This window comes from Spirosoma endophyticum, from assembly GCF_900112365.1.
In the GTDB taxonomy this organism is placed as follows: Bacteria; Bacteroidota; Bacteroidia; order Cytophagales; family Spirosomataceae; genus Spirosoma; species Spirosoma endophyticum.
Map to the genome: position 1 here is coordinate 1 of NZ_FOLQ01000011.1, position 25,612 is coordinate 25,612.

The following is a 25,612-nucleotide window of genomic DNA, read 5'->3' on the forward strand; positions in this document are numbered from 1 at the left end:
GCTTCTTGATCACCTCATTCACCCGAGGTCGAGTCCAAACCGCTCCCGAAAACCCATGATGCTCAGCCCCTTTGTTGAGTTCAGCAAGCAGTTGGACGATTTGTTCATTGGTTAAGCGGCAGTCGGGTCCACTGGGCTTTCGCCAAGTTAAACTAGCCTGGCCCTCTTGGCGATATTTTTTCAAAGTTCGACTGACCCAGCCCTGGGTCAGTCCCAGTGCTTGAGCAATTTTAGACTGCTTCCAGCCTTGTTCTTTCAATTCGGCACATCGCCGACGTAAAAGTTCGTAGTCAGATGGTTTGTACGCTGCCATACAGAACCAAAGAGTCAATCTTTACAAGCCTACTCACAGGTCAATAAGTCGACTGATTTTCTTGACTAATAAATGATTAGTCTTCAAAAAAGACAATATTATGCTTGTTTTAGCTGACATTCTATGATCAAAAATTGAGTTCACGCGTTCGATCGTAGAGAGGCAAAAATTCTGGGAAAAATGTGTGATTAAGCACGGGTTATCCTGAAAAAGTACAGTACTTGGCTTAGTTTGTTTTGCAAACGAAAGTTGCACTTTTTGGAGGGCTATTGTATAAGGGAGATTATGTTAAGAAACTTTTCTAAGAAACCATATTGACTAAAATGACTGGACTTTATATTAAAAATATACTATTGGTAAGCATAGGGTTATATAGTACATAAATCCTATTTGCGTATGGCGTATAAAATTATCTAGTATGTAACTGAAAATATATTATAATCTATAAAAGATAGATTAGATAGACCACAAAGACTATTAAATAGAATTACTGTATAATAATTAATATGCTAAATTTATAGGTAAAGATATTAGGGTGATTCTGTCCGGGAAAATGGTGATTTCATACATAGATATCCCGAAATAGTGTCCATTCAAGTTTAAATAGCGTCTAAGAATAAAAGGCCCATGAGTTGGTATTTCACAGGTAGTGGAGTAAAAATTAAATACACATGTCAAACTTTTAAACACTTTTAATCATGATAGTTCAAAAAATCAGAAACTCGTCTCTGGCTAAAATTTTTTGTTTGTTATTGTCATTAACATTCATTGTCATCGGTTGTACACCTACAAATCGTATCGAACCAAATGTTTCTAAATCCAACGACTATTCAGGAGAAGAATTATTCAAAGGAATATTTTTCTTGGAGGGAGAAATAGCTAAAAAAATTCATTTTTTTGATGTTTATAATTACACATTAGAAAATCAAGCTAAAACTAACCCTAGTCTTTTAGCCGAAAAGTCTAAGATGGTCAATGAACTTGCTCTACGTGTAAAATCACTGAATCCTTCTTTCTTCGATGAATTAAAGGGTGAGATTGAATCGAAAAACTTTAATAGAATCGAAAAGTCCCTTGCCAAAGGGGCTGGTCTAGCACAATCAGCAATTCTTTTGAATGAAGTTTATAAAGAAGATTATTTCAAAGGAAAAGATATTGTTTCAACTATGAATTTGAACAATTATGACTTTTCCAAACAGGAAGATACTCAGAAGTTTTTAGAAGATTCTGAAAAATTGCTTGGTGATATCACTAAAAACCAACAACAAGCTACTCAAAAGGGTGCCAAACAGATGTGCTTGACTTTCGCGGGAGTAGTAGCAGTAGCTATCTGGGAAGTTGCAGTAGCAATTAATGTAGTAGCGGCCATAAATGTAGTAGCGGGTGTATTTGCCTACACAAAAGTTAGAGGCCCTAGTCTTCCTTACCTACGCATGGGAGCAAATGGTGAAGAGAATAATACATCAAATTTGGAAAAAGAGACTTTGATTAAACAAATAGCCTTTGATCTAGATTAAATAATTTCATTTTGAATATGTGTTTCATCCATATGAAACACATATTTCATTTTTGATCAACTTACAATTGAAAAATATATATTTCCTCTCTATTGTTTCTTTTTGGGCGTATATAACCATAAAGGTATTCACCGCAAGTATGGGTATTAATGCTACAAATACATTATTTATCCATAGATATGTAGTGTCTATTTTTACTCCTGAAGGTTGGGGATTTTTTACAAGAAATCCAAGAGTAGTTCAATTTGTTATGGAACGATTTGAACAACCTAATGCCGAAATTATTACTGTAAAGAATACAGATCCATCAAATTTATTTGGACTTTCAAGAAAAAGCCGACGAGTTAATCTTGAGTTTCAAAGAATCCTGTCAAAATTGCCTGATAGTGCATGGATAGATAATAAATACAAAATAAAAATTTTAAAATTAGACGGGTTTAAAGATCAGTTAATATATATTAAATCTGGTAAATATAAAATTAAAAAATATATACCTACTCCTTGGGTATGGGCTAAATACCCCGAGAACTTTAAACAAGAAATAGATTCATTATATATTATTATTCAATGAGAAAGTTCTTATTATATCTTGATGAAATTGCCCAATCCAATCCATTTAACAACGTATATGGACTAGGGAGAAGTTTTATTGCATTTAGTTTGCTAATAACTTTTTTGTTCAGTTCTACTGACGTACTATTTGATAAGTATTTATTTGGTATACAATCATTGGATACTATCTTCGACAAAATTAATCTGTTTTTTCTTGTTGGATATGGAAATTTGTACATAGCGAAGATTATAGTTGTGGTGATATGCTTATTGGTAATCAGTGGCTTTTATCCCTATATAACCGGGATACTACACTGGTGGGTTACTTTTAGCTTTCAGCAGGCTGGTAATATCACTGAAGGTGGCGATCAGATAGCTTCTATTCTAACTTTGTTACTAATACCAATAACCTTATCCGATAACCGTATTAATCATTGGGGTAAATCTCATAAAAGTAGTCCTGAAAGAAACTTTTTCGCATTAATACCCCTCTACTTGCTTCAACTTCAAATGGCCATTCTGTACTTACATTCAGGAGTTGAGAAATTATATAAGGTTGAGGAATGGAAAAACGGCACAGCCTTATATTATTATTTGAATGATCCATTGTTTGGTTACCCTGCATGGTCAAAATTATTTTTTGATAAATTGCTTGTTGAACCTTCATTCGTTAGCTTGTTCACATGGAGCGTAGTCTTGCTTGAAATAATTCTATTTGGAGCCTTGTTTATGAAATCGTCTATGCGAATCAAGCTTTTTCCATTTGCTTTATTATTTCATATTTTTATAGCCGTAATAATAGGTCTATATAGCTTCTCACTAGTAATGAGTGGAGGACTTATATTATATTTGCTACCACTTAACCAACCACTTGATTTTAAAAGATTATTATCATGGAACCAAAGGTAATTTTTTCGGAAGTTCAAGTTGCAAAACAAAACAAAGTAATTATTTATTTGCTTTATTTGTCAATTTCTGCTATTATCATAGCAGTTTTATATCTCCTTATAAATAACCAATTTGACTTATATTCATTTTTGTTATTCACTTTGATTTTGACAATACTTATATTAATAGCTAATTCAAAGTTTATTTTGGTGATAACAGAAAAAGAGATTATGTTCAGATACTTTCCGTTCATCTTAAATCAACGAATAATACGCATAGATGAGATTAAAACAATAAGAGCTCAAGCTTATGATCCTATATCTGAGTTTGGTGGTTGGGGAATAAGGAAGTCGGGTAAAAAAAAGCTTTATTCAATGAGCGGTAATAATGCTATAATCGTTGAAAAAAATAACGGTGACATCTATTATTTTGGTACAAGAAAAGCTGAAGAATTTAATAGAGTAGCCAATGTTTTCGTTTGAGTATTATTGAGATTGTAGTCTGTAACAAAATTAGAGCTTGTTTGGAAATTTTAAAATTCTAAATTTCTAAACAAGCTCTTAATTCTTCTAGTCTTTCTTATAATGCCCGGAAACAGCGGTGTGCCCATATGGATGGGTGAGTTTATAGTTTGAAAATAGGGTACTGAGAATTGGATTGGTTTGATTACTAGGGTTTGCTAAGAAGTCTCCTGGCCAGCTAAGAAACATTGCTTTTTGAGTAAGTAATACTTCCTTCCGGCCAGCGATGTTACAGGGTAAAATGATCATAACCTGAGCCATAACTTCCTTCACTTATTACTCATAACTTTCCCAAGTTATAAGAAGCTATCATAGTGTAACGGTATGAAGGGGAAGAAATCTACCTGCCTATATAACTATCTCAAATCGTTTCTTATCTTGCCGTTGCTTTCGCGCGCGTACCACCTTTTGAAAACAAAGGTGGACTCACTCCACAAGCGAACTATTCTCTCGCGTCACTATTTTTTCCACAGGAAAAAGTTGACCAGCAGTATGGAGGCTTAATGTCTTGCGCTAAACGCGGCTGATAAGAAGGATCAGTAGAGTATAGTTATCCTACATGGGACTGTTGCCAAAGAATTGCTACACGTCTATATAGCTTTTTGTTATTACTACAAAAAAGCCGATTCAATACGTTAACGTATTGAATCGGCTAAAATCACCTTGATTCAAGGCGGATTAACTTATAAACTACGCGGCCCGACTGCTCGATGGTCTGCGCAGAATCGTGGAACGTAATGGTTGATTCGCTTCTTCGATAACCTGCTCCGATACCATGCCTAGATGATTCGCCCGTTTCAATACGTAATCAAACGGTACGTTGTAATAGTTGACCACTTCGCTCCGGAAACTATCCGGAAAGCGGGACAACCGCAGTCCGAAGAACTTGCGCATCTCGGCCTCGGGTAGCATCGCTGCCAGTGCTATACGTTCGGCCTCGACCAGCAATTCTTTTCGGGATGGATAAAGATGTTCCAGGCCGATAGACGCGGCCAGGATATTCAGGAACAGATTTTTGTAGGTAGACGACAGTTCGGCAGGTAGAATAATCCAGCCCTGATCCCGGAACTTAGCCGAAAAACCTGTTAATCCCTGCTCTCCCCTGATTTCGCCCGCAATCAGCTCATCCGGAAAGTTTAGCCGAGCCGATTCGCCTGGTTCATCATTTTTCTGAAGCCGGAAAACAACGGCTTCGACGGGGCTTTTGTGGAATAAAAGATCATTAGGCATGACGCGCGTATTTTCCCACTGGTCGGTCATGCGCATAAATAAACTCTCGTTGACGGGCAGGTTTTCGGGACTGCCTAGGCTGATAAGCATTCGGCGATAAGCTGCCAGAAAATCAATCTGGAGTTGGTTCGAATTAGAGCGTCCTTTTTTCATGCGGATTGAGTTGCCGGGCACTGTTTTTAAGCCAAAACCCGACTCATTAGTATGGTTGTTTGTTGGAAATTGGGGTAGTAAATATACACAACAAACCGCTGATTTCAAAGACGTAACATAAACATAATCAGAACCCAACCACTAGTCGTAAGCCGGGATATACGTTCTTAAAAAATTCGTTCATATAGATCTCCGGCTGAACCTTAAATAAGCCATTTTGATACACCGTGCCGCCCAACCGGATCGTATTTTTTTCAAAGTAAGAGTTACTTTTATGAACCGGAAATCCTACATAAAATGAACCAATCTGCCGATTAAATGCCACTGTTCGCCCATCTTTATTGTAGCGATAAAAAGAGATACCCAGGTTGAGGAAATTGTAATAACCAGCTTCCGATTGTCTGAAAAAGAAGTTTGATATATAGCCAATACTATAACTTATCCGGCGGAATCGGCTTGGAACGAACTCAAGATCAAGATTGAGTGACGGCACCCAATCGTTACGTATCAGACCAACGCCGATGCTTGGATGGAGACTCAGAAATGGGCTTTTTGCCAGACCAGGTTGTAAAAATGTGGGTTTGTTGGCGACATCCTGTACCATGTTGAACGCCATTTTTGGGCTAGTCAGGTCGTGCGCTTTGTATTGCCGTATCGATTCGAGGGCCTGTTGTAGCTTTTGATTAATACCGCCACTACGTAGCAGTCGATCAATATCGTGGAGACTGTTGACAAACAAATACATACTGAAATCGTCGTGAATAGTCTGAGATACCGCCGATGTCCAGACAATCTGCAGCGTATCCTGATTTGTTTTCACCTGTATCGGTTCTTCGCCGTCCCTAAACCGGAACGAATTAATTAGTTGGGGCGTGTAACGTAATGCCAACGCCCGGTCGGTGTCGCCGAGCCGAAAGAGCGCATGAGTCGCACGAGTTTGGCTTTGGGTGGTATCTTCTACTTTCTGATAGTCGGCCACAAATAAGCGAAGTACCGAATCAATATTCTGCCGGGCTTGAACCTGAGCGTATCGGTCGAAGCCAATCAGCAACGTATTGCGCTGGCCTAAATCTGCTTCGATGTGGCTAAAGCCGACAAACTTCTGCTTGGCATCCGGTTCTGTTAATCGTGAACCGGTCGGCTGGGCAATAGAAATCCCAACTATGCTCATCAGGAGCACAGTAATCAGGCAAAATATGCGCATGGTTATTGGTTTGGTTTATGCGTTAATGGGAGCCTAAGGGCTGGACGGTTTTCGTTGGGTGCAGGTTCGCTACGTTCTCCGGTACCTATTCGAACAAAATGTTCGGTCCGATAAAGTTTAGGACGTGCTTCCTCTTCGGCCTGTAATTCGTTTTCGTGAACAACCCGAAACCGTCGCTTCAAGGCAGTCGCTGCTACGTTCGGTTTACTACGTTCAACTGGTTTTTCAATAATTGGCAATACTTCAGCAACGGCTGGTAATTCAATTGCCGGAGGCTCTGCTTTAACAGCTTTACTACGTACTGGAATCACTTCTTGATCAGGACCTTGTTTCTGACGACTACGTATCTTCAGACTTACCATTGGCCGATTTTTCTCGGTAGAAATGGTTTTTGAATTGACGACTTCAGCCGCCCAATTCGGGGTAGGATGACTTGCAGTTGCTACGTCTTCTTTCCGATCAATTTTTTGTACGGCAACTGTCTTGCGATCGGCAGGTGACGGATTCATCCAAAACCAGCTCAGCGTCAATCCAGTGAGACAAGCGGCAGCGATCCACCACACTATCCCAATCTTCCGACGGACGGGAGCGGCCTGAAGTTCAGGATGAAGCTGTGCCCACAACCGAGCGGGGTCGAAGGACGAACCGGGTGGGGGCGTATCAGGCAATTGACTCAGTGTCTGACGCACCCACTGATCAAGCGTTTCGTCGGGTTTCTGCTTCATAGCCGTTTTGTGCTAACCAGGTTTGTAACAAAGCACGAGCCTTGCTTAACTGTGATTTTGAAGTATTTTCGGAGATACGTAGCTGCTCGGCAATTTCGCGGTGAGTGTAGCCTTCAATGGCGTAGAGGTTGAACACCGTTCGATAGCCGGGCGGTAATTCCCGAATGAGGGCGTAAATCCGTTCGGCATCTAATCCCGTATCGGGTAATGGTTCGGGATCGGGTTGCGCTTCGGTTTCATCATCCGCCTGAAAAAGCGATAAGTGTCGATTTGCCCGCAGATGCTGTAAAGCCTCATTGATCACGATACGGCGAAGCCAGGCTTCCAGTCCGTTATCGTCGCGGTAGGCGAACCCACTGATTGCGCGAAACGCTTTCAGAAACCCGTTCATTAACACTTCTTCGGCCTCCGGCTCATGTCGAACGTAGCGCAGACTCACTCGAAACAACCGATTCGCGTACTGGTCGAACAGTCGTTTTTGAGCAAATGAATTGCCCCGTTGACATTGTTCGACGAGTTGCTGCGACATAGTTGCGATTGATTTCATTGACAGAAATGCCGGGTTTGGTAAAAGGGTTGCCTGGGGACAAAAAAATAAGCCACAACTGGCAAGAAGTGGCCCGAATAATCGATTAAATCCTCTCAAAAAATACGTTAAACCAACTCGGCGCTCACAACTCTCTGTTCACGAGAATCAAACTGCGCTCTGGCTTCCAGAATTTGATTACTGTGGCTACTGGCCCAGTCGCCAAGTTCGATTATCTGGATTAAAAGACTGTGGCCTAAATCAGTCAGTTGATATTCGACGCGGGGCGGAATTTCAGCGTAAATCCGGCGCGTAATCAGGCCGTCGCGCTCAAGATTGCGGAGCGTCACCGTAAGCATCCGTTGCGAAATACCGTCGATACGTTTCTTCAGTTCATTAAAACGAAGTGTGCCTGCATCGCCCAAATGGAAAATGGATAAGGTCGACCATTTGTCGCTGAAACGAGCTAGAATATGGCGAATCGGACACGTACCACCTTGAGTTTCTACGGTCCCTAAAATTTTTTGCAATTTTTCTTCCAGCCGATCTTCCTGATAATCAACAATAGTTCTCTCCATGTGCCTGACGAATTAAAAAATGCCCTCTTGTGAGCGCTATACCTACTGAATACCTTTGAGTTACCAAAAGTAACTAAGGAATTATAAAGAACAGTGCTATGATCGCCATAACCGGAGCCTCTGGCCATTTAGGTAAAGCCATACTCGAATTTCTGCTTAGTAAAACAAACCCTGAATCATTGGTTACCATTGTTAGGGACCCACAAAAAATCGCCGAATTTGCTGACAAAGGCGTAGCGGTTCGCCAGGGCGATTATGAGGATCAGACGTCGTTCGTGACAGGCCTTGCCGGTGTTGATACGTTACTGCTCATTTCCAGTGCGGTATTGGGCGATGATCGGGTTCGTCAGCATAGCAACGTTATCAATGCCGCGAAAGAAGCTGGTGTGAAACATATTTTCTACACCAGTGCCCCAAACCCTTCGCCGAACGCGTTGTTTACGCCCGCTATTGACCATTTTCGCACCGAGAATTTGATTATAGAGTCTGGCTTGACGTACACCTTTTTCCGCAACAACTTGTATCTGGACGTACTGCCGATGGTTATTGGCGATGCGGCTCAATCGGGTAAGCTCTATTATCCCGCTGGCGAAGGAAAAGTCAATTTTGTGCTACGCACTGATATTGCCGAAGGCTTGGCCAACGCCCTGACGACTGAGGGACACGAGAATAAAGTGTACGACATCGGCGCACCTACGGCCTTGTCATTCAGCGATATTGCAAATGGCCTGAGCCATAATGGAACGACGGTTGAGTATGTCGATATTCCGGGCAGTGCCTACGAAGCAGAACTGGTTAAACATTTGCCGCCGGTAGCCGCTAAGATTTACGCTGGCATGGCAGAAGGCATAAAACAAAACGATTTTAATGTTCCTTCACCGACGCTGGAAAAATTGCTAGGCCGTACCCCTGTTAGACTGGATGCATATCTGAAAAGTCTGTAACAGGTATTCCAGCCTTTAGTCCGTTTTTAAGCCATTCTTCTAATTGAAAATAGATTAAAAACGGACTAAAGGCCGGAGTTACCTTTATTCTATTATTTCGATAATCAGGGTAGTACCCATATAAAAAAGCTTACTTATGCTCTTGTAGGCTTATTCCTATTAAGAAAGACTATTTTTGCCATACGATTATAACATTTGCTTATATACCGTATGCCTCGACCTATTTGTCTTCTTCATCAACCATATATTTCTTTCTTTCTGGCGCTGTTGAGTTTAGTTTGGCCAGCGGCTGCCCAGTCGCTACCTAAATCAGGGTCTACTGTTAAGTTTGACCTTGTTGAAACTACCATTGGCGATATTCACCGGGCTTTTCGCACGGGTTCGCTAACCAGTGAACAATTGGTTAACGCTTATCTGGAACGTATCAAAACCTACGACCAGCCGACTAAACTCAACTCAATTATTGTCGTAAATCTGGAAGCACTCGCTACGGCCCGTGCGCTGGATATTGAGTTTAAGAAAACCGGAAAACTGCGTCCACTGCATGGTATTCCGGTTATTATCAAAGACAATTTCAATACAAAAGGGCTCCAAACGACGGGTGGTTCCGTTGCGCTGAAAGGGTTTATTCCTGCTGAAGATGCCTATCAGGTTCGGAAACTGCGTGAAGCGGGCGCCATCATACTGGCCAAATCCAACATGGCTGAGTGGGCATTTACGCCTATGCACTCGCAGAGTTCGATGGCGGGTGAAACACGGAACCCTTACAACTTAGCCTACGTGCCCGCCGGATCGAGTGGTGGTACGGCGGCAGCTGTGGCAGCTAATTTAGGCGCAATTGGCTTAGGTTCGGATACGGGAAATTCAATACGTGGACCGGCATCGCATAACGCGTTGGTGGGTTTTCGGACGTCGCTTGGGCTGGTAAGTCGTTACGGAATTATTCCGCTTTACTCTCGCAATGACGTGGGCGGGCCGATGTGTCGCACGGTGGAAGATGCAGCCCGGTTGCTGGATGTTACGGCAGGCTACGATTCCAATGATCCAATCACAAAAAACAGTCAGGGCAAAATCCCCAAAAATTACACGCAGTTTTTACGGAAAGATGGCCTGAAAGGTGCCCGGATTGGCGTGCTACGTCAGCTGAGCGACAAGAATATTCACCCGGAAATCAAAGCACTTTTCGATCAGGCTATCGCTGATATGACTCGTGCGGGCGCCCAGGTTGTTGACGTAACGATCGCTGATTTTGATTCGCTACGGACCAATCAGTGGTGCGCCGATTTTCGAAATGACGTTGAAACGTATCTCCGAACGTTTGTTAAGCGGGATTCCCTGAAGACGCTGGAGGACATTATCCGGGCTGGCGGTTATTCGGACATTGTCCGCGATCGGTTAACGTATCAGCAAACCCATACAGGTCGGGCTAATCACCCCGAAATTCCGTGCGGAGATGCGTTTACCGATCCACTGCGTATTGCGTACCGTAAAGCCATCGAAGCCGAAATGGATCGGCAACATGTCGATGCGTTGATTTACCCAAGCTGGAATTATCCACCTGCGCTGGTTGGCGATGCAAAAGGTTACAAAGGGGACAACAGTCAGCTGATTGCTCCCGCTACGGGTCAGCCTGCTTTCACCATCCCAATGGGATTCACAACCGGCGATTTACCAGCCGGAATTCAGTTTTTGGGTCGTATGTTCGATGAGCCAACGTTAATTCGACTGACGTATGCCTATGAACAGGCGACTCACCACCGTGTAATGCCAAAACGGTTTCCAGCCCTTGGTCAATAATTATCAGATCTACATTCAATTCATCAGACTACTATCAATGAATCGCCTTACGTCGCATCCAATCATTTCATTTTTCAGCCTGTTTGCCATTTTATTTTCCTTTTCAGCACAAGGCCAACCGTTGGGTAAAGCTGAAATCGCCCGATGGCAGCAGCAGGCCAAACAGGTCACCATCACGCGTGATACGTGGGGTGTGCCACACATCTACGGCAAAACCGATGCGGACGTCGTTTTTGGACTCATATACACTCAGTGTGAAGACGATTTTGCGCGGGTTGAGGAAAACTATATTACGTCAATTGGCCGCTTAGCCGAAGTAGAAGGCGAGTCCGCGCTCTATCATGATTTGCGAGCTCGGTTATTCATGGATAGCACACAGGCGATTGCTACGTATAAAAAGAGTCCATCCTGGATGAAACAACTACTGGACGCGTTCGCCGATGGAACCAACTATTATCTCTATACGCATCCGACCGTAACGCCCAAATTGCTGAAACGCTTCCAACCCTGGATGCCGCTGATGTTTAGCGAAGGCAGTATTGGTGGCAACATCAGTGTAGTCCCCATCGAGCGATTGAAAGCGTTTTATGAGCAGCGCAAATCAACGTCGTGGATCAATACTTTCGATCATTACGAACGCGAATCTGTTGGCTCGAATGGGTTTGCTATCGCACCGGCCAAAAGCGCTACGAAAAACGCACTATTACTGATTAATCCGCATACGTCCTTCTATTTTCGGTCGGAGGTGCACATGGTTAGTCAGGGCGGATTGAACGCGTACGGGGCTGTTACGTGGGGGCAATTTTTTATTTATCAGGGCTTTAATGAGAATTGTGGGTGGATGCACACGACCAGTTATGCTGATTCGATGGACGAGTATCTGGAAACGATCGAGAAGAAAGGAAACGTAATCTATTACAAACACGGTACTGATCTCAAGCCCGTTCGGACGCAAAAAGTCCGGTTGGCCTATAAATCGGGAAACGGTGTTCAGTACAAAGAGTTTCCGATGTACTTCACGCAACACGGTCCTATAGCTGGTGAAAAAGATGGAAAATGGATTGCCATTGATATGATGAATACACCCCTGAATGCGCTGGAACAATCATATTTACGCACGAAAGCAACGGGTTACGCAAGTTTCAAAGAGGTCATGAAACTGAATGGCAATGCCTCCAATAATACAATTTTTGCTGATAAAGACGGTACCATAGCCTACTGGCACGGCAATTTTATGCCGAAGCGAGACCCCAAATTTGACTGGAGCCAGCCCGTTGATGGCAGCAATCCTGCAACCGATTGGAAGGGTTTGCATTCGATTGATGACATTGTGCAGGTACGTAACCCGGCCAGCGGCTGGATTCAGAATTGCAATTCGACTCCGTTTACGGTGTCGGGTAGCAGCAGCCCGGAAAAGAGCAAGTATCCGGACTACATGGCACCCGATGCCGAAAACTACCGGGGCATCAATGCGGTTCGTGTGCTAAGTCAGAAATCCGTCTACACACTCGATACGTTGATTGCGGCCGCCAACGACCCACATCTGGTAGCGTTTGATGAACTGCTGCCACCACTATTAAGTGCCTACCAAACGGTTTCCAGCGATGCGGTAAACCAATCGAAAGACCTGGCCGAAGCCATGCAGATTCTGAAAGGCTGGAACAAAACATATGGTGTTACGTCCGTCGGTCAGACGCTGGCTATCTTCTGGGGCGAAAAAATACAGAAGCTTGCTCGTAGTCGTGCTGCCAGCGATCAGCGATTTGATAACTTGAGTCTCACCGCGTTTACGATCAGCAAGACATCACCGCAAGAAAAAGTGACGGCGCTGACCGACGTGTTAACGGAACTGACGCGCGATTTTGGCACCTGGAAAACCCCCTGGGGCGACATCAACCGGTATCAGCGTCTGACGGGAAAAATTCAGGAAACCTACGACGACCAGAAGCCGAGCATTCCGGTTGGGTTTACATCATCCGCCTGGGGGTCACTGGCGGCTTTTGCGGCCAGAACCTATCCCGGTACCAAAAAGCGCTATGGCAGCGTAGGCAATAGTTTTGTGGCTGTGGTGGAGTTCGGTAAACGCGTAAAAGCCCGATCGGTGGTTACAGGTGGACAAAGTAGCCAACCCGGCACTGAGCATTTCACGGATCAGGCTCCGCTCTACTGCGAAGGCAAGTTTAAGGACGTATTATTTTACCCTGAAGATGTCCAGAAGCACGTCGAAAAGACGTATCATCCGGGCGATAATTGATCTGTTGATCAACTTCCCGAAAACTTCAATCTTTCGGAAAGTTGTCACGATGGAATTCTTTTGCTCCTGCGCCAACGTGCTGGAAACCAATACGTCCGAGTTTACGCAGGTATCCGATAGTGAACATCGAACGCTCCGATGGCTTTTACAGTCAATGCACCCTGCACCCGAACGCACGCGGTGCTTTTCGTAGGAACGCTTAGGTCAGGCTGATTGATTGGAAAGTCATACGCTTTTAGCTTACTTGCAGCTCGATACCCCACGTTACTAACGTAGTGCCGCTTCTAGCAACAGTTGAATTGAAACGTAACAAAAAGGGTGCTGTTTCATAATTGTGGTTACTGGCTACAATCTTCAATTGACTATGTCAGAAAGACCATGTATTCTGTCTGCAATAGCCTTTAACTTACCGAAGCAACTAGTGACCGGATGAATTTTAGCCTGTTATTATTAGATTCCATAGTGGCTCAGTTAAAGAAGAGATATGTCACTACTTCGCAATCAAGAGTCAGATAAGTATATACCCGATCATCAATCTCAGCTTTCATCGGGTGCGAAAAACGAAAAGTATTTATGAAAACAGTATTATTTTGGATTACAATGTTATTGCTCAGTATGTCGGGTTCTTCCAATGCACAAGAAATAACGTTTGTGAAAGGCGGTGGAATTTCATATCAGGGAAAAACTATCCAAAAGCCTAAAGAGATTTTGCCAATCATTTTGCAGAAAGAGTCTCCAGAAATAGTGACTGCTTTTAATAAATTCAAATCTAATAGAGGAGCAGCACAGGTTTTTGGATTTATCGGCGGATTTGGAATAGGCTATTCGTTAGGTAGTGCTATTGGTGGTAGAAAGATTAGTGGAGGGCTTTTAGCAGGCGGAGCTGGTGCTATAGGGATTGCATTACTTTTTGGTGCTTCCGCTAATAATGCATTAAAACAGGTTGTCGACTTGTATAATAGCACTAATTCAACGAAAACTTCTTTTAGGCCATTCGTCAAAAATGATGACCATATAACCCAGATAGGCATGAATATTAGATTTTAGAAAAACCTATTTTAGTCGATTGTGGTAATAAATAATAAGAGAAAGGGTCTCTCGTAGTTGATTTACACCTATGGGAGACCCTTTCAATATAAAGCCTACAAACTTACTCCACTGTCACTGACTTCGCCAGATTTCTTGGTTGATCTACGTTGCGGCCGCGCATCACGGCAATGTCGTAGGCCAATAATTGCAGCGGTACTACCGATACAAGTGGCATGAGAATTTCATGAACTTTTGGAATCTCAATTGTAAAGTCTACAATACCCGGCAGTTGCGTATCACCTTCGGTTGTGATGGCAATAACTCGGCCTTTGCGCGCTTTTACCTCCTGAATGTTCGAGACGACTTTTTCGTAGGACGAATCTTTAGTGGCAATTACGACTACTGGCATATCTTCGTCGATGAGTGCGATCGGGCCGTGTTTCATTTCGGCAGCAGGGTAGCCTTCGGCGTGTATGTAGCTGATTTCTTTTAGTTTCAACGCTCCCTCCAGCGCAACAGGGAAATTGAGCCCGCGGCCGAGGTAGATGAAATTGCGGGCGTATGTAAAGATATAAGCGATCTCTTTGATCTTGTCGGCAGCTTGTAAGACTCGCTCAACCTTTGCCGGAATGCTCTCCAGTTCGGCTAACAATTGCCGGAATAGCGAATCAGAAATAGTACCTTTTCGCTTGGCTGCGGCTAGCGCAATCAGCGTCAAGACGGTTACTTGCGCCGTGAAGGCTTTCGTGCTGGCTACGCCAATTTCTGGTCCCGCATGTGTGTAAGCACCCGCATGGGTAGCCCTCGCGATAGACGAACCTACTACGTTGCAAACGCCAAAAATTGTTGCCCCTTTTGACTTCGCCAATTCGATGGCGGCCAGTGTATCCGCCGTTTCACCCGACTGCGAGATGGCAATTACAATGTCGCCTTCTTTGATAATCGGATTTCGGTAGCGAAACTCCGATGCGTACTCCACCTCGACGGGAATGCGGGCGAGTTCTTCAAAAATGTACTCAGCCACCAAACCCGCGTGCCAGGACGTACCGCAACCGACAATAACAATTCGCTTCGACTTGGCCAATTTATCAAGATAATCCCGTAGGCCACCCAGTTGCAGCGTTCCTTCGTTGACCCGAACGCGGCCCCGCATGGAATCGGCTATGGAACGTGGTTGCTCAAAAATTTCTTTAAGCATGAAGTGGTCAAACCCCCCTTTTTCGATGGCTTCCAGCTCCAGTTCGATTTTGTGGACGTAGGGCGTTGTCGTAGCATTATCGAGGGTTACTACGGTGAGCACTCCATTTTTGATAACCGCAACTTCATAGTCGTTCAGGTAGATTACGTCTTTGGTATACTCAACAATGGGTGTGGCATCCGACGCCAGGAAGAACTCGTTTTCGCCAACGCCAATTACCAGGGGCGAGCCTTTGCGGGCTGCAATAAGCTGGGTCGGATCGGCTTCGTTCATGATCACGATAGCGTAAGCGCCCACTACCTCCTGCAAGGCTAGCCGCACAGCCTCTTCGAGCGTACCGCCGTTGTTTTCCCAAATGTCTTCAATAAACTGGCCTAATACTTCGGTATCGGTTTCGCTGGCGAACGTATGCCCTTTTTTGATCAGTGCCTGTTTTATGGCCGCGTAGTTCTCAATAATGCCATTGTGAATGATGGCCAGCTTGCGATGAAATGAGTAATGCGGGTGAGCGTTCACGTCGTTCGGTTCGCCGTGGGTTGCCCAGCGGGTATGGCCCATGCCAATCGTGGAGTGGAGTTCCTTTCCCGCCAATTCCTGTTCCAACGCCACAACTTTGCCTTTTTTCTTATAGACTTCCAGGCCGTGCCCGTTCATCAGGGCTACACCTGCGCTATCGTACCCCCGATATTCGAGACGTTTCAGGCCTTTTATCACCAATGGACAGGCTTCCCGATGTCCAACATATGCCACAATTCCGCACATAATCTCAGTTGATACCGGAACGCCGGTACGTTTATCTGTTATTAATCGAGTTTCTCAGAATAAATAAGCTGGTTCGACAAGTAAAGTAAATGCAAAAAGCCGGGAATCCCCGGCTTTTTGATAAGTTGGTGCAACGTCCACTGCCGAAACCTGACTGTCTACGCTGTTGGGTGATTTAGGACGTATTGTTCAGCCTACCAATTGCGTATAAAGATTGTAGTAACGGTCGGTTACGTCCTCGTCTTCTACGGAATCAAATTTGTGTTCCGGAAAATCAGTCAAGATGGCATTCAGGCTTTCACTCGTTTCTTCTTCGGCCCGAACGACAGCATCGGCATATGTGGAACCGATACGTATAAAGCCTTCAAAATCAGCCGTTTTTAATTCGGCCAGCATTTCGTCGTCGATATCCATCATCCGCGCTTTTTCGATGATGTCGCCTTCGAAACGGTGTTCAAATGAATTATTATAGACCGTGAAAACTGACTTGGTGTCCTTGAACATGGGGTCGTTTTTGTAGGTCGTTTTCAGATACAGCGGAATCAGGGCCGTCATCCAGTCGTTACAGTGGACGATATCAGGCGCCCAGCCTAATTTCTTAACCGTTTCCAGCACGCCTTTGCAGAAGAAAATAGCCCGCTCGTCGTTGTCGTCGTAGAATCGGTTTTCTTTGTCGTGAAAAACATATTTCCGTTGAAAATAGTCTTCATTATCAATGAAATACACTTGTAATTTGGCCGTTGGGATCGACGCCACCTTAATAATCAGCGGCTTTTCGTCATCACCTACGGCAATATTGATACCCGACAATCGTACCACTTCGTGCAACCGGTTTTTGCGCTCGTTAATAAGACCAAAGCGCGGCACCAGAATTCGGATCTCCATCCCCCGCTCTTGCATAGCCTGTGGCAGTTTGCGGACGAAGTCAGCGACATCAGAGGTTTTGAGGAAAGGGTTGATTTCGCTGGCAACGTAAAGGATACGTAATTTGCTCATAATAGGGAAGTGTGTATTGTCTGTGAGAACAAAAAAACTTGCAAAATTATACAAATTTTTCCCGTATTTCAATACAGTTTGCGCAAAAAAGTTGCAAATGTACTATCATTGCGGCCTAAAAAATAAATCAATCGTTATGCATCGCTTCGAGACCATTGCCTCACTGCGTCAACATCTGGCCAAAATCCGCTCCGAACAAACAATTGGCCTGATTCCTACGATGGGTGCCTTGCACGAAGGCCACATAACGCTTATCGAAAAAGCTAAAAAGGAGAATGATGTCGTAGTGAGCAGCATTTTTGTTAATCCAGCTCAATTCAATAATCCAGACGATCTGGCTTGCTACCCGCGTACGCTGGAAGAAGATTGTCAGAAACTCGAAGCGGCCGGTTGTGATATAGTTTTTACGCCATCCGTCGACGAAATTTACCCTGAACCACCTAAGCTGCGATTGAATTTTGGCGAACTGGAAACGCTGATGGAAGGGGCTTTTCGGCCGGGGCATTTCAACGGTGTTGGCATCGTAGTCGCCAAGTTATTCAACATTGTACAGGCCGACCGCGCTTATTTTGGCCAGAAAGATTTGCAGCAGGTCGCTGTCATCCGGCGCCTGATTCGTGATCTGAGTTTCCCTATTGAGTTAGTACGTTGCCCTACAGTCCGTGAGTCTGATGGACTGGCGATGTCGTCTCGTAACCGTAATCTTAAGCCGGAGGAGCGCGCGCAGGCTCCGGCGCTCTTTCAGGCATTGACACTCGCTCACGAACTAATAACCGAAGGGCACAGTACAACGCAGGCCAAAGCCGCCGTAACAGGTTTTTTTACAGCTAATCCCAATTTTCGCCTGGAATACGTCGAGGTTGTCAATGCCGATACGCTCCAACTAGTTAATGAGGTGCTGGCTCCGGGCCAAACGGCCATCTGTTTAGCCGTGCACCTGGGCAATGTCAGACTGATTGACAACCTGGTGTTTTGAGAGGTAAATGGTTATCTTTACGTACTAAACGAACAACTGCTATGAAATCGACCAATACGCAAGAAGCCCCTAATGCGACTATTATGTTGCTACGTCGGCTATCTGTAGAAAAGCGCGAAACAAAGCGACAGATGCGGGAGTCGTTTACCACCGACCCAGAGGTACAAAAAGCGCTAGAGAAACTAGATAGTCAGCATGCTGAAAAAAGACGTCAAGCCGTATAGTTTTCAACTTACACTAGGGCTAACAAATAGCTATCTCTTTACCACTGTTTATAAGGCTGCTTATTCTATTAAATTTAAGCCGACTCCCTATCTGTTTGAGAATCATCCTGAGATTGCCGACCAAGTATACGAGCTGGTCATTGAACTGATACGCCCTGCTTCTATCCGATCTGGCTTAGACTCGGCCATTGCCGTAACAATTGCTGCCATTTGTAAAGATTTTTTTGCGGATAAAGAACGTATCTTACTCTATATCTGTGAAACCGCCGACGTTCGCCACTTGGCTCGGGTTCGTAAGTTTGACACTTGGTTTCGTGAATTCAAGGATGCCCACTTCTTGAAAATTGACGCTAACTTTCCTGATGTAAATGATATAACATACTATGTATCACTTATTTTTCGCTGGAATCATCCTCAACGTCACACTATAATAGATGAGTTTGGCTTACTAGGACAACGATATAATGCCGATAAATAGGCGCTTTGTCTAAGGTGACTAACAAATTGATCTAGAATCAACCATTCAATCTAAATTGACCAGTAACGTATCAATCCACAATCCGAAACGCCATTTTGGCCTTTTCGCGCGATAAAGCGTTGAAGTGCCACCACTCGTACTCGATTGAACTGAAACCACCTTCCCGCATCGCGGTCCGCAGAATGTGCCGGTTGTCGATCTGTTTCTGAGTCAACTTTCCTGATTGTAGCAATTCGTCTTCGCGGGAAGGATAGGCCAGTACCCCAAAGAAATCATATTTCGTGCCCATGTCGAGCGGCTTGCCTTCTTTGGTCGCCACCGTTAAATCCACGGCGCAACCGTAGTTATGGATCGAGCCTTTTCGCGGATCGGCTACGTAGGTCTGGCGTTCACGTTCGGGCATATTGGGAAGCGCATTCCATAATTTCCACTGAGCCGTGCGAGGGCGGGCTGCATCATAGACCAGTAGCCGCAGCTCGGGGTGATGGTCTTGCAGGTACTTACTGGCGGCTGCGAGTTTGCGGGCCGCCATCGGCTGCATGTACGCCCGAGTGAGGTCGTCGTACACGTCTTTACCAACAAAATTATCAGTAGTCGAATATTTAAGTTCAACCAGAATGCTTGGGTCCACTTTCTGCACGTCGACAAGCCCCTGCTTGATCATCGCCTGCTCAACTTTGGGCTGGGCAAAAAGTGAAAGAGCGAATGAGTAAACGAGCGAAAGAATGATTGTGAAAACAGAAATATGTCGCATTGCTACGTTAAGCCAAAGTTGGTTTGAGACGAATGATCTTGTAAACTTACAGGATTTCTAACCTGAAAGGTATTAGTGGATATTAGCATATCTATTAGCTTGCTGGAACGCCAGCCCGGTCTTTCACTCATTCGCTCTTTACTTACTGATGGCACTAAACTACATCTGGGTTGCTTTTTTTGTGATTGCCTTTCTGGTGGCGTTGGCTAAACTGATTTTTCTGGGCGATACCGAAATATTCAAAATCGTTGTGGAAGGGCTGTTCGACTCATCGAAAGTAGCCGTGATGGACATTGCTTTACCGCTGGCCGGCGTCATGACATTTTTCCTGGGCTTGCTCAACATTGGCGAGAAAGCTGGAGCCATCAACTTACTGGCACGTATCATTGGTCCGTTTTTTCACAAGCTCTTTCCCGAAGTTCCCAAAGGACATCCGGCTAATGGACAGATGATTATGAATTTTTCGGCCAATATGCTCGGTCTGGACAATGCCGCAACGCCTTTCGGCCTGAAAGCGATGGCAAGCTTGCAGGAGCTAAATCCGGAGAAGGAAACGGCCTCCAATGCCCAAATTATGTTTCTGGTGCTGCACACGTCAGGCTTAACAATTATTCCATTAAGTATTATGGCACAGCGGGCTATTTTAGGCGCCAAAGATCCATCCGATATTTTCATTCCGTGTCTGATTGCTACGTATGTCGCTACAGTTGTGAGCATGATCGCAGTAGCCATCAAGCAACGTATTAACTTGATAAACAGCACTGTAATTGGTTGGCTTGGTGGTATTACTAGCCTGATTGCATTGATATTATGGTTCCTGTCTACCAAAACTAAGGAAGAGATTGAAGTTATCTCGAAAGTAACGGGCAACCTTATCTTGATGGGTATCGTCGTATCGTTCCTGTTAGGGGCAATGCGCAAAAAGGTGAATATTTTCGATACGTTTATCGAAGGAGCGAAAGGTGGCTTTGAAACCTCGGTCCGAATTATTCCGTATCTGGTCGGTATGCTCGTGGCCATCAGTGCTTTCCGAAATTCGGGGGCGATGGATTACGTCATCAATGGATTTAAGTATGTATTTAGCCTTACCGGTCTGAATACTGAATTTACAGATGCCCTGCCTGTTGCCTTGATGCGGCCACTAAGTGGTTCGGGATCGCGGGCATTAATGATCGACGCGATGAAACAGTTTGGCCCTGATTCATTTGTCGGTCGGCTGGCCTGTATGTTTCAGGGGGCTGCCGACACTACGTTCTACATCGTTGCCCTCTACTTTGGCTCGGTTGGCATTCGAAATTCCCGATACGCTATTCCATTTGGGTTGTTTGCCGATTTGATGGGCATTATCGCGGGTATTGCGCTGGGTTATTTCTTCTTTCACTGAGCAAAAAAGCTCGTAATTGTGTTAGTTAAGTAGCTTAGCTAAGTCAACAAACGTACCGTTTCAGCGGTCCAATCGAATGAACATTACCCAAGTCCGAGAACACCTTCATCGGTTAATCGATGAAGTAGACGATATCTACGTACTGAATGGCCTGTATCGTACCCTGATTTCCGACAAGCGCCAGCGCGAAGATTACGAACGCGAACAGTCCGAAAAAGCTAAAAAACAGTCCCGGACCAGCGAACGACGTTCGAACTAAATCAATGCGAAAAAGCGCCGACGGTTAGGGCTATGATGATGGCATTAAATCCAAACGACAGGACACCATGAGCCAGGGCCGTTCGACGCATAGCTTTTGAGCCGATCGATACGTCGGAAACCTGGCTGGTCATGCCGATAACAAAGGAGAAATACGCAAAGTCCAGGTAATCAGGCTCGGGTTCATGCGGAAAATCCAGCCCCCCCGACGGCTTGGTTTGTTTCCCAGTATTGCCATAATAAAGGTGGGCGTATCGGATTAAAAAGACCGAATGAACTAAAGTCCAGGAGCCAATAATTGCTGCAATCGCCAGCAGGGTCTGGGTATGATTATTGATCAAATCAATAACTGCAAACATACTGGCTCCGGCCGCCACGATTACGAATAGTAAAATCAGTAGTCGGCTCGAATCCTGAAGACGCGAAAGCTGCGGTAGATCACGCGGATGAACCGTGAGGATGGTTGTCCACATCAGGGCTAATACGGTCATCATAAAGCTCACCCAGACGATGGCGAAATGAGCTGACGTATTGCCGTTTGCAGGAAATATAAAATAGGCAATTGCCGATACAAATAGGCCAATCAGTAGCCGATGATGGGAGTCCAGGCAGGCAATGCGACGTATTAAAGCAGTTAACATATTGACGAATAAAGAACGTAGAAGTAGAGCAGCGTTGTTTGAATGGTCGAGTAACAATCAACCAGTGTTTATAACAAGCTTACCTTTGTCTTCGAGATGAGTCGATAATCCTTATGCCCCAACAAGACCAACAGTACATTGTTCGGATTGAAACGAACAAAGAAAAAGTACCGCTCTCGAAAGCGCAGAAAGAGTTTAATCGGCTCATTGATAAGATTGAAAAATCGAGCACTGATTTACGTGAGTTGCGCGACATTACTCAGTACGTTCAGCAACGTATGCAGGCGGATTACTGGCCTTTGATTGATCAATATACACGATTTCAAGCTGATTTAATCCGGTTGCTCGATCGTGCTTACGAGCGTAGTGACCTCAATAAATCGGAACGAAAAAAACTCGAAGTCCTGATTCAGCGTATGGCTTTTGAGTTAATTGCTACTCATGACATTGATGAGCTCAAGCCCATTTATGATAAATATGATTCGCAGGGATTCGACAAAATAAGCGCCGAACCGAATAAGCTGGCACTTCCGGCCGATGAGCAGGAAGAGTCGGTAAAGGCCGATGAGGCTGAACAAAAGGCGGCCAAACCCAAAAGTGAGAAACGGCAGGCGCGTGAAGCGAAAAAACAACTTGAAGAACGTAACATCACGAAGGCCGTTCGGACCGTTTACATGGATTTGGTGAAAGCGTTTCACCCCGATCGAGAACCTGACGAGACCGAAAAACAGCGTAAAACCGAGATCATGCATCGTGTGACGGATGCTTACGAAAAAGGAGATTTGTTGGCTTTGCTGCGGCTTCAACTTGAATTTGAACGCATTGACCAAACTCATCTGGAAAATCTCGCCGAAACCCAACTCAAGTATTACAACAAGATTCTTCGGGAACAGGCGCAGGAATTGGACGACGAACTAACTGGGCTACAAAATCAACTAGCTGCCATGACTGGCAAGCCAGCCTTTGCCGTTACGTCGCGTACTGCGCTGGAGTTTAGCCTCAACAGCGATATTGCTCATTTGAAACGGACTGTAAAACAAATCAAAGCCGACGTCAAAGCCCTGGCTAATGATGATATCCTGAAACAATGGTTGAAATTTAACTAGCGTTGCGCAGCTAACTGAAGTTTCTTTTGACAGAATTTTTTAACCAAAGGGGCACGGAGAACACAGAGCTTTCAATATCATTTCTCTGTGTTCTTCGTGCCCCTTTGGTCAAAACTTTTGTGTGTTAATTCCGCAACGGTTTCCCGCCTGTCAGCAAGCTCTGAATACGTTCCAGTGTTTTCTTTTCACCCGTGAGTGACAGGAAGGCTTCACGTTCCAGATCAAGGAGGTATTGCTCCGATACGTTCTGTGGGCTGCTTAGATCACCCCCGCAGATGACATAGGCCAGTTTATCGGCAATTTTCATATCGTGGTCCGAAATGTAACGACCCATGCGCATGGCCGCGATGCCGGCTTTGAAGAGCGCGATCCCGGTTTTTCCCTGCACCTTAATGTCAGCGCGTGGTTTAGGCTGAGTATAACCATCTTCGGCCAGCTCGATGGCGGCTTGTTTCGCTTCGGCTAGCAGGCGACTGCGATTCAGGACGATCTGATCCGTTGAACGTAGGTAATTCATGTCGCGCGCTTCCTGCGCTGACGTAGAAACCTTCGCCGTAGCAATGTTCATGAACATGTTTTGCAGAATGTTCAATTCGGGATCGCCGGTTTGGTAAAGATCGGAAGCCCGAGCCGCCATTTCTTTCGTACCGCCCCCGGCCGGAATTAGTCCCACGCCTACTTCGACCAGGCCAATATAACTTTCAGCATGCGCTACGGCGCGGTCGGAGTGCATGGTAGCCTCGCAGCCACCGCCAAGAGTGAGCGTGTGGGGCGCTACGATCACGGGAATGGATGAATAACGTAGGCGCGTAATGAGTTTCTGGAACTGAGCGATCATCAGGTTGACCTCATCGAACTCCTGCTCAACGGCAAACATGAACAACGTCGCTAAGTTGGCCCCTGCCGAAAACGCTTCGGCTGAGTCGTTGCCGACTACCAAACCCCGGAAATCCTTTTCAGCCAGTGAAATACCTTTCAGGAGTGCTTCCGAAACGCCCTGCCCAAAGGTGTTCATCTTGCTCCGGAATTCGACGTTCAGAATGCCGTCGCCAATGTCATAGATGTTGGCATCGGCGTTTTTCCAGACAACATTATTGCTGAGGTTTTCCAGAATCGTGAACGACTCAACGCCTGGGATTGCTTTGTAACTTTTGGTCGGAATGTCGTAGTATTTACGCTTGCCATTCTCAACTTTGTAGAACGTATCGAAGCCAGCGTCGAGCATATCATACACCCATTGAGCGGGTTTCTTGCCCTGCGCTTCAATTAGCTCGATGCCTTGCTTAACACCAATCGCGTCCCAGGTCTCGAACAGACCCATTTGCCAGCCAAAACCCGCCGTAATGGCGGCATCAATCCGATATAATTCGTCCGAAATTTCGGGAATGCGATGAGTAGCGTACTGGAAACCATCGGCAAAGGTTTTACGATAAAACTCACCCGCTTTATCTTTTCCGGCAATCAGTACCGGGAAGCGTTTTCGGAGATTGTCAATCGCTTTTGTACTGTCTAACGTAGCGAATTTGACCTTCTCAGACGGCTTATATTCAAACGTTTTCAGATCGAGCGCCAGAATCTGCGTTTGCCCTTTATCGTCTTTCGTTTTCTTGTAGTAACCCTGGCCGGTTTTGTCGCCGAGCCATTTATTCTCCATTAGTTTCTGCACCGACGCAGGCAACTCAAAACTTGCCCGCGACTCGTCGTGTTCCATTTTGACGAGGTTGCTGGCCACGTTGACCGTTGTATCTAGCCCCACTACGTCCGACAACCGGAACGTACCGGATTTCGGCCGACCCACCACTGGACCGGTGAGTTTGTCCACTTCTTCAACGGTCAAACCTAGTTCTTCAGCCACGCGAATCGTCTGAATCAGCGACTGGATTCCCAGCCGGTTGGCAATGAAACCGGGTGTGTCTTTGCACAATACGGTCGTTTTGCCGAGGTACAAATCGCCGTAGTTCATCAGGAAATCAATAACGGCCGGATCAGTGTCGGGGCCGGGAATGATTTCGAGTAAACGCAGGTAGCGCGGTGGATTGAAGAAGTGTGTACCACAAAAATTCCGCCGAAAATCGTCGCTACGTCCTTCGGCCAGCAAATGCATGGGAATCCCCGATGTGTTCGACGTAATGAGTGTGCCGGGCTTACGGAATTGCTCAACGCGTTCATAAACAGAACGTTTGATATCCAGTCGTTCGACAACCACTTCGATCACCCAGTCGTACGTAGCAATCTCTTTCAGGTTGTCATCGAAATTGCCCAGCTTGACCCGCTCCGCAAACTTAGGGCTGTAAAGCGATGCCGGACTTGCCTTCAACATGGTCTGAAAGGCATCATTGACAATCCGGTTACGTACGGCCGAACTTTCTGTGGTTAGTCCTTTAGCCTGTTCAACCGGGTTGGGCTCTTTCGGAACAATGTCCAGTAGCAATACGTCGACGCCAATATTAGCGAAGTGGGCCGCAATACGCGATCCCATAATGCCCGATCCCAATACGGCCACGCGCCGGATGGTACGATTCTTTGTCTGCGGAGTACGACTCTCCGATTTAGGTTTTTCTAGGGTTGCTTCCATGGTTTTGTACTAGAGGGAACACGGATTAA

General features: G+C 45.3%; 26 protein-coding genes. 15 read left to right on the forward strand and 11 right to left on the reverse strand.

The features are described 5' to 3' along the window. A partial coding sequence (locus BM202_RS23110; protein WP_143100731.1) for a helix-turn-helix domain-containing protein occupies positions 1-313 on the reverse strand: 313 nt, incomplete at its 3' end. A gap of 698 nt (positions 314-1,011) precedes the next feature. Between BM202_RS23110 and BM202_RS23115 the strand changes: the two genes are divergently transcribed. The 4 genes from BM202_RS23115 (at position 1,012) to BM202_RS23130 (ending at position 3,752) form a co-directional block, all read left to right on the forward strand. Continuing rightward, positions 1,012-1,830, forward strand: a complete 819-nt coding sequence (locus BM202_RS23115; protein ID WP_093830592.1) for a sporulation delaying protein family toxin — start codon at positions 1,012-1,014, stop codon at positions 1,828-1,830. 67 nt (positions 1,831-1,897) lie between these two features. Beyond that, a complete protein-coding gene (locus tag BM202_RS23120) occupies positions 1,898-2,401 on the forward strand; it encodes an SdpA family antimicrobial peptide system protein (protein ID WP_177236660.1) in 504 nt (167 codons plus the stop codon). Further along, a complete protein-coding gene (locus tag BM202_RS23125; RefSeq protein ID WP_093830596.1) occupies positions 2,398-3,291 on the forward strand; it encodes a sporulation-delaying protein SdpB family protein in 894 nt (297 codons plus the stop codon). The genes BM202_RS23120 and BM202_RS23125 overlap by 4 nt, the downstream gene beginning before the upstream one ends. Then, a complete protein-coding gene (locus tag BM202_RS23130) occupies positions 3,276-3,752 on the forward strand; it encodes a hypothetical protein (protein WP_093830598.1) in 477 nt (158 codons plus the stop codon). Before BM202_RS23125 ends, BM202_RS23130 begins: the two co-directional genes overlap by 16 nt. 729 nt (positions 3,753-4,481) lie before the next feature. Here the strand turns inward: BM202_RS23130 and BM202_RS23135 are convergent. From BM202_RS23135 to BM202_RS23155, 5 genes are all read right to left on the reverse strand, one after another. Next, the gene (locus BM202_RS23135) at positions 4,482-5,174 is read right to left on the reverse strand and encodes a hypothetical protein (RefSeq protein ID WP_177236661.1); all 693 of its coding nucleotides are present in this window, start codon (positions 5,172-5,174) and stop codon (positions 4,482-4,484) included. Between the two features lie 127 nt (positions 5,175-5,301). Further along, positions 5,302-6,378 carry a hypothetical protein gene (locus tag BM202_RS23140; protein ID WP_093830600.1) on the reverse strand — a complete coding sequence of 359 codons (1,077 nt, stop codon included), beginning with the start codon at positions 6,376-6,378 and terminating at the stop codon, positions 5,302-5,304. Positions 6,379-6,380: 2 nt separating this feature from the next. Next, positions 6,381-7,103, reverse strand: coding sequence for a hypothetical protein (locus BM202_RS23145; protein ID WP_093830602.1), 723 nt, complete (start codon positions 7,101-7,103; stop codon positions 6,381-6,383). Next, positions 7,075-7,650, reverse strand: coding sequence for an RNA polymerase sigma factor (locus tag BM202_RS23150; protein WP_245776751.1), 576 nt, complete (start codon positions 7,648-7,650; stop codon positions 7,075-7,077). The genes BM202_RS23145 and BM202_RS23150 overlap by 29 nt, the downstream gene beginning before the upstream one ends. A 107-nt stretch (positions 7,651-7,757) precedes the next feature. Then, positions 7,758-8,207 carry a winged helix-turn-helix transcriptional regulator gene (locus BM202_RS23155; RefSeq protein ID WP_093830604.1) on the reverse strand — a complete coding sequence of 150 codons (450 nt, stop codon included), beginning with the start codon at positions 8,205-8,207 and terminating at the stop codon, positions 7,758-7,760. A gap of 98 nt (positions 8,208-8,305) precedes the next feature. Here BM202_RS23155 and BM202_RS23160 point away from each other — a divergent pair, with 98 nt between their 5' ends. The 5 genes from BM202_RS23160 (at position 8,306) to BM202_RS23175 (ending at position 14,249) form a co-directional block, all read left to right on the forward strand. Beyond that, positions 8,306-9,151 (forward strand): SDR family oxidoreductase, encoded by an 846-nt coding sequence (locus BM202_RS23160; protein WP_093830606.1) that lies wholly within the window; start codon positions 8,306-8,308, stop codon positions 9,149-9,151. Between the two features lie 210 nt (positions 9,152-9,361). Further along, positions 9,362-10,948, forward strand: coding sequence for an amidase (locus BM202_RS23165; RefSeq protein WP_093830607.1), 1,587 nt, complete (start codon positions 9,362-9,364; stop codon positions 10,946-10,948). Positions 10,949-10,985: 37 nt separating this feature from the next. Further along, positions 10,986-13,202, forward strand: a complete 2,217-nt coding sequence (locus BM202_RS23170) for a penicillin acylase family protein (protein ID WP_093830609.1) — start codon at positions 10,986-10,988, stop codon at positions 13,200-13,202. A gap of 49 nt (positions 13,203-13,251) precedes the next feature. Next, complete coding sequence (locus BM202_RS37850) at positions 13,252-13,395, forward strand: hypothetical protein (protein ID WP_218160593.1); 144 nt, start codon at positions 13,252-13,254, stop codon at positions 13,393-13,395. A 380-nt stretch (positions 13,396-13,775) separates the two neighbouring features. After that, the gene (locus tag BM202_RS23175; RefSeq protein WP_093830611.1) at positions 13,776-14,249 is read left to right on the forward strand and encodes a hypothetical protein; all 474 of its coding nucleotides are present in this window, start codon (positions 13,776-13,778) and stop codon (positions 14,247-14,249) included. A gap of 103 nt (positions 14,250-14,352) precedes the next feature. Here the strand turns inward: BM202_RS23175 and glmS are convergent, their stop codons facing one another. Then, positions 14,353-16,191 (reverse strand): glutamine--fructose-6-phosphate transaminase (isomerizing), encoded by a 1,839-nt coding sequence (glmS, locus tag BM202_RS23180; protein ID WP_093830613.1) that lies wholly within the window; start codon positions 16,189-16,191, stop codon positions 14,353-14,355. A gap of 189 nt (positions 16,192-16,380) precedes the next feature. After that, the gene (locus BM202_RS23185) at positions 16,381-17,187 is read right to left on the reverse strand and encodes a glycogen/starch synthase (RefSeq protein ID WP_093830615.1); all 807 of its coding nucleotides are present in this window, start codon (positions 17,185-17,187) and stop codon (positions 16,381-16,383) included. Positions 17,188-17,323: 136 nt separating this feature from the next. Between BM202_RS23185 and panC the strand changes: the two genes are divergently transcribed. The 3 genes from panC to BM202_RS23195 are packed head-to-tail and all read left to right on the forward strand — an operon-like array spanning position 17,324 to position 18,865. Next, positions 17,324-18,163, forward strand: a complete 840-nt coding sequence (panC, locus tag BM202_RS23190; RefSeq protein WP_093830617.1) for a pantoate--beta-alanine ligase — start codon at positions 17,324-17,326, stop codon at positions 18,161-18,163. Positions 18,164-18,204: 41 nt separating this feature from the next. After that, the gene (locus BM202_RS36720; RefSeq protein WP_143100732.1) at positions 18,205-18,387 is read left to right on the forward strand and encodes a hypothetical protein; all 183 of its coding nucleotides are present in this window, start codon (positions 18,205-18,207) and stop codon (positions 18,385-18,387) included. Continuing rightward, on the forward strand, positions 18,359-18,865 hold the full coding sequence (locus BM202_RS23195; RefSeq protein ID WP_093830619.1) for a DUF6169 family protein: 507 nt from the start codon (positions 18,359-18,361) through the stop codon (positions 18,863-18,865). Before BM202_RS36720 ends, BM202_RS23195 begins: the two co-directional genes overlap by 29 nt. A gap of 70 nt (positions 18,866-18,935) precedes the next feature. On the opposite strand, the gene BM202_RS23200 is transcribed toward BM202_RS23195, so the two are convergent. After that, on the reverse strand, positions 18,936-19,619 hold the full coding sequence (locus BM202_RS23200; protein ID WP_093830621.1) for a M15 family metallopeptidase: 684 nt from the start codon (positions 19,617-19,619) through the stop codon (positions 18,936-18,938). 148 nt (positions 19,620-19,767) lie between these two features. Between BM202_RS23200 and BM202_RS23205 the strand changes: the two genes are divergently transcribed. Together BM202_RS23205 and BM202_RS23210 are read left to right on the forward strand one after the other, a co-directional pair. Beyond that, complete coding sequence (locus BM202_RS23205) at positions 19,768-21,003, forward strand: nucleoside recognition domain-containing protein (protein ID WP_093830623.1); 1,236 nt, start codon at positions 19,768-19,770, stop codon at positions 21,001-21,003. 76 nt (positions 21,004-21,079) lie between these two features. Continuing rightward, entirely contained in the window at positions 21,080-21,262 is a 183-nt protein-coding gene (locus tag BM202_RS23210) for a hypothetical protein (protein WP_093830625.1), read from the forward strand. 1 nt (position 21,263) lies between these two features. Here the strand turns inward: BM202_RS23210 and BM202_RS23215 are convergent, their stop codons facing one another. Continuing rightward, on the reverse strand, positions 21,264-21,902 hold the full coding sequence (locus tag BM202_RS23215) for a DUF1345 domain-containing protein (RefSeq protein WP_093830627.1): 639 nt from the start codon (positions 21,900-21,902) through the stop codon (positions 21,264-21,266). Positions 21,903-22,015: 113 nt separating this feature from the next. On the opposite strand from BM202_RS23215, the gene BM202_RS23220 reads away from it, so the two are divergent. Continuing rightward, positions 22,016-23,008 carry a hypothetical protein gene (locus BM202_RS23220; RefSeq protein ID WP_093830629.1) on the forward strand — a complete coding sequence of 331 codons (993 nt, stop codon included), beginning with the start codon at positions 22,016-22,018 and terminating at the stop codon, positions 23,006-23,008. 124 nt (positions 23,009-23,132) lie between these two features. Here the strand turns inward: BM202_RS23220 and BM202_RS23225 are convergent, their stop codons facing one another. Then, positions 23,133-25,583, reverse strand: a complete 2,451-nt coding sequence (locus BM202_RS23225; protein ID WP_093830631.1) for a 3-hydroxyacyl-CoA dehydrogenase/enoyl-CoA hydratase family protein — start codon at positions 25,581-25,583, stop codon at positions 23,133-23,135. Positions 25,584-25,612: the final 29 nt, after the last annotated feature.

Bases quoted from the DNA above. Each gene is read 5' to 3' on its own strand.
- BM202_RS23175 (WP_093830611.1), top strand. From the start codon at position 13,776: ATGAAAACAGTATTATTTTGGATTACAATGTTATTGCTCAGTATGTCG.
- BM202_RS23140 (WP_093830600.1), bottom strand. From the start codon at position 6,378: ATGCGCATATTTTGCCTGATTACTGTGCTCCTGATGAGCATAGTTGGG.
- BM202_RS23150 (WP_245776751.1), bottom strand. From the start codon at position 7,650: ATGAAATCAATCGCAACTATGTCGCAGCAACTCGTCGAACAATGTCAA.
- BM202_RS23115 (WP_093830592.1), top strand. From the start codon at position 1,012: ATGATAGTTCAAAAAATCAGAAACTCGTCTCTGGCTAAAATTTTTTGT.
- BM202_RS23165 (WP_093830607.1), top strand. From the start codon at position 9,362: ATGCCTCGACCTATTTGTCTTCTTCATCAACCATATATTTCTTTCTTT.
- BM202_RS23220 (WP_093830629.1), top strand. From the start codon at position 22,016: ATGCCCCAACAAGACCAACAGTACATTGTTCGGATTGAAACGAACAAA.
- BM202_RS23195 (WP_093830619.1), top strand. From the start codon at position 18,359: ATGCTGAAAAAAGACGTCAAGCCGTATAGTTTTCAACTTACACTAGGG.
- glmS (WP_093830613.1), bottom strand. From the start codon at position 16,191: ATGTGCGGAATTGTGGCATATGTTGGACATCGGGAAGCCTGTCCATTG.
- BM202_RS23170 (WP_093830609.1), top strand. From the start codon at position 10,986: ATGAATCGCCTTACGTCGCATCCAATCATTTCATTTTTCAGCCTGTTT.
- BM202_RS23215 (WP_093830627.1), bottom strand. From the start codon at position 21,902: ATGTTAACTGCTTTAATACGTCGCATTGCCTGCCTGGACTCCCATCAT.
- BM202_RS23125 (WP_093830596.1), top strand. From the start codon at position 2,398: ATGAGAAAGTTCTTATTATATCTTGATGAAATTGCCCAATCCAATCCA.
- panC (WP_093830617.1), top strand. From the start codon at position 17,324: ATGCATCGCTTCGAGACCATTGCCTCACTGCGTCAACATCTGGCCAAA.
- BM202_RS23155 (WP_093830604.1), bottom strand. From the start codon at position 8,207: ATGGAGAGAACTATTGTTGATTATCAGGAAGATCGGCTGGAAGAAAAA.
- BM202_RS37850 (WP_218160593.1), top strand. From the start codon at position 13,252: ATGGAATTCTTTTGCTCCTGCGCCAACGTGCTGGAAACCAATACGTCC.
- BM202_RS23160 (WP_093830606.1), top strand. From the start codon at position 8,306: ATGATCGCCATAACCGGAGCCTCTGGCCATTTAGGTAAAGCCATACTC.
- BM202_RS23135 (WP_177236661.1), bottom strand. From the start codon at position 5,174: ATGAAAAAAGGACGCTCTAATTCGAACCAACTCCAGATTGATTTTCTG.
- BM202_RS23205 (WP_093830623.1), top strand. From the start codon at position 19,768: ATGGCACTAAACTACATCTGGGTTGCTTTTTTTGTGATTGCCTTTCTG.
- BM202_RS23210 (WP_093830625.1), top strand. From the start codon at position 21,080: ATGAACATTACCCAAGTCCGAGAACACCTTCATCGGTTAATCGATGAA.
- BM202_RS23200 (WP_093830621.1), bottom strand. From the start codon at position 19,619: ATGCGACATATTTCTGTTTTCACAATCATTCTTTCGCTCGTTTACTCA.
- BM202_RS23185 (WP_093830615.1), bottom strand. From the start codon at position 17,187: ATGAGCAAATTACGTATCCTTTACGTTGCCAGCGAAATCAACCCTTTC.
- BM202_RS36720 (WP_143100732.1), top strand. From the start codon at position 18,205: ATGAAATCGACCAATACGCAAGAAGCCCCTAATGCGACTATTATGTTG.
- BM202_RS23145 (WP_093830602.1), bottom strand. From the start codon at position 7,103: ATGAAGCAGAAACCCGACGAAACGCTTGATCAGTGGGTGCGTCAGACA.
- BM202_RS23130 (WP_093830598.1), top strand. From the start codon at position 3,276: ATGGAACCAAAGGTAATTTTTTCGGAAGTTCAAGTTGCAAAACAAAAC.
- BM202_RS23225 (WP_093830631.1), bottom strand. From the start codon at position 25,583: ATGGAAGCAACCCTAGAAAAACCTAAATCGGAGAGTCGTACTCCGCAG.